The 2,800-nt window shown below is 41.0% G+C and carries 3 protein-coding genes; all 3 read left to right on the top strand.

What is annotated here, in order from left to right:
• The first annotated feature begins 297 nt into the window (after positions 1-297).
• The gene (locus IM500_RS02370) at positions 298-1,305 is read left to right on the top strand and encodes a hypothetical protein (protein WP_190723751.1); all 1,008 of its coding nucleotides are present in this window, start codon (positions 298-300) and stop codon (positions 1,303-1,305) included.
• A gap of 303 nt (positions 1,306-1,608) precedes the next feature.
• A complete protein-coding gene (locus tag IM500_RS02365) occupies positions 1,609-2,223 on the top strand; it encodes a hypothetical protein (RefSeq protein WP_287737557.1) in 615 nt (204 codons plus the stop codon).
• A 7-nt stretch (positions 2,224-2,230) separates the two neighbouring features.
• The coding region (locus IM500_RS02360) for a Uma2 family endonuclease (RefSeq protein ID WP_287737556.1) at positions 2,231-2,800 on the top strand (570 nt) is incomplete at its 3' end.

The raw sequence follows: 2,800 nt of genomic DNA, 5'->3' as shown, positions 1-2,800 counted from the left end.
TGCGATCGCTGATCTTGTAGGGTGCGTTACTTCGTTAACGCACCACCAACCTGAAATACCACTCTTTTTCCCAAGAACGTTTTGTTCGGGAAGCATTCAAAAGCACCCACCCCACTCAGTGCGATCGCTGATCTTGTAGGGTGCGTTACTTCGTTAACGCACCACCAACCTGAAATACCACTCTTTTTCCCAAGAACGTTTTGTTCGGGAAGCATTCAAAAGCACCCACCCCACTCAGAATTTTATCTGATTGATGTACTAATTGTAGAAAAAACCTAAGACGACAGGAGCAAAATTATGACTTTTCCAATTGATGGCGATCTCTATGTTACTGGAAAGACTGGACTTGGTATTGAGCAACCCCAAGAAAGATTAGAGGTTAATGGCAATGTCAAAGCTACCTCATTTCAAGGAGATGGTTCAAACTTAACGGGAGTTGTAAAAAACCTCGACCTGGCAGTGAAAAAAGCCGGGGATACGATGACGGGGGCGCTGACAATTCAAAATAATCTCACTGTTACTGGCAACGTCGGCATTGCCACTACCGCCGCTCCTAGCGAAAGATTGGAAGTTAATGGCAATGTCAAAGCTACCTCATTTCTCGGAGATGGTTCAAACTTAACAGGAGTTGTAAAAAACCTCGACCTGGCAGTGAAAAAAGCCGGGGATACGATGACGGGGGCGCTGACAATTCAAAATGGTTTGAATGTAACAGGAGCTTCGACTCTTAATGGAGGTTTAACAGTAACGGGAATCTGTAGCCCTTCTACTTGGATTGCTAGTAATTTTGGCGTTCAGCAGGGTAATCGGGTTGTTTTAGGAACCTATAAAGACAAAGCAACCATCGGCGCTCACAATAACACTCTAAGCGCGTGGTCTGATCTCATTCTCCAAACAGATGGAGGGAATGTAGGAATTGGTACATCAACTCCCAATGCTAAGTTAACAGTTGATGACCCAAGCGGTAACACTGTTTGGAACACGGCAGCGTTTCGTAAGGCGGCTTTGGGACCGAACTGGAGTCATATTCACTGGGGTACTACTGGCGATTGGTATATCCGCTCGGCTGCCAATGCTGGTAAGGTTCTTATTCAAGATTTAGGTGGCAATGTCGGCATCGGAACTGATAATCCACAACAAAAACTGCATATTGATGGAGGACATTTGACAATTACCAATAACGGTAATACTTTTACAATAAGCGTAGAAGGAAACCGAGTAGTTTTTTACTTATCGAATGCGTATCACGGTACTAATAAACGGATATCTTGGGATGGGGACAACAATTGGGATCAGGTATCATGACCATGAAGGACTACAAGAACTTAAATCTGAAGAGGAATCTGGACAGAAAATTTTTCCTGATTTAGCTCAATAGACATCTCCAGAAAAGATTTTTAATCGGAACTCGTAGTAAGGGCTTCAGCCCTTATTTCGACAATTATTGGAGAGGTCTAATGATTAGGATTGTGTAGAACCTGGCTCAATACCTTGTATGACTCATATCAGATACGGATGATTGACCACAATAAAAAAACTCTGTTTCCTCTGTGTCTGGAGTGGTGTTTATCAGAATTTTATTTGAACAATAAAAGGCGGTGAGTGTCAATGGTTTATAGCAATTTCAAGTTAGATGAATTAGTAAAACTTTTTGATTTAACCATTCGGGAAAACTCTGAATTATTCGCCTCCATCCCAGAAGTAGAGGGTAGTGAATATTTAATGACAACTCTCCAAGAAACAGTGGATTTAGCAGTAGCTATCAACACCGAAAAAGCTCGTTCAGAAATGATTATTGCTCCTGTCTTATTAGAGTTGCGAAGAAAATTAAAACACCAAATTAGTCTATTTTCTGGAGTTGACTTTACTGTCGATTTCAGCCAAGGCTTGAACGGTATTTGCGACTTTATTATCAGTAAAAATCCAGAACAGTTATTTATTCGTCAGCCGATTATCACAATTGTTGAGGCGAAAAATGAAAACTTAAACTCAGGATTTGGTCAGTGTATTGCTGAAGCAATCGCCGCTCAAATCTTCAACCAACAGGAAGGTAATGAAATTTCTGTCATTTACGGAGTCGTGACCATTGGAACTATCTGGAGATTTTTAAAACTTGTAGGTAAAACCGTTGAGATTGATTTGAGTGAGTATTATATTAAAGACATCAACAAAATTTTAGGCATCTTATACCATGCTATCATCAATGAAGAGCCAGGAGAGTAGATAATTTATGAAACCATCAGCAATTAACATTCCCAACCACCTGAAAATCAGCCAAGAACAGTTTGAAAAACTCGCCTTAGTCAACCGGGATCTGCGCCTTGAACGTACCAAGACAGGAGAATTAATTGTTATGCCACCTACTGGAGGAAGCACAGGGAAATACAACGTTAAACTCGCTAGTCGTTTTGTCATTTGGAATGAACAAACCCAATTAGGAGAGGTTTTTGATTCCTCCACAGCATTTAGCCTTCCCAATGGCGCAAACCGTTCTCCTGATGTCGCTTGGGTTAGTCGAGAACGATGGAATTGTCTAACCCGCGAACAACAAGATACCTTTCCCCCATTATGTCCTGATTTCGTCTTAGAATTGCGCTCTAAAACAGACAAGATGCAACCCTTACGGGAGAAGATGCGGGAATACTCAGAAAACCAAATGCGCTTAGGCTGGTTAATTGATACCAAAAATAAAATTGTCGAAATTTATCGCTCTAACCAACCGGTAGAAGTCTTAAAAAAGCCTGCTACTTTATCAGGAGAAGATATTTTACCTGAATTTGTTCTCGATTTACAATTTTTA

This window comes from Microcystis sp. M179S2, from assembly GCF_020245805.1.
Lineage (GTDB): Bacteria > Cyanobacteriota > Cyanobacteriia > Cyanobacteriales > Microcystaceae > Microcystis > Microcystis aeruginosa.
The sequence above is the reverse complement of the archived record's forward strand: the minus strand, read 5'-3'. Positions and strand labels throughout refer to the sequence as shown.